The organism is Neisseria sp. P0009.S007 (genome assembly GCF_051962515.1).
In genome coordinates, this window is sequence record NZ_JBQCVF010001213.1 from 1 (window position 1) to 249 (window position 249).

A 249-nucleotide genomic window follows, 5' to 3' on the forward strand; every position below is an offset into this window, starting at 1 on the left:
TATTTTGTTCAAGTTGTCTGACGTTCAAAGTCGGGCGGTCCGTATGAATCTGAATTTGGAAGAGGCTGCCAATCCGGCGAAATTGAAGCGTTTTCAGGAAGTTCAGGGAGAATTGAGCGGAATTTTGACACAAATGACGCTGATTTCAGACCATTATCCGCTTTTGGCGGAAAGCTTGGATTATCAGCGTCTGACTACGCGTCTTGAAGAGGCGGAAAACCGGATTAATCAAGCAAGGAACAACTATAT

General features: G+C 44.6%; 1 protein-coding gene. It reads left to right on the forward strand.

Translation table 11 applies throughout. The features are described 5' to 3' along the window. Positions 1-43: 43 nt before the first annotated feature. A partial coding sequence (locus ACTHS3_RS18345; protein ID WP_440368854.1) for a LemA family protein occupies positions 44-249 on the forward strand: 206 nt, incomplete at its 3' end.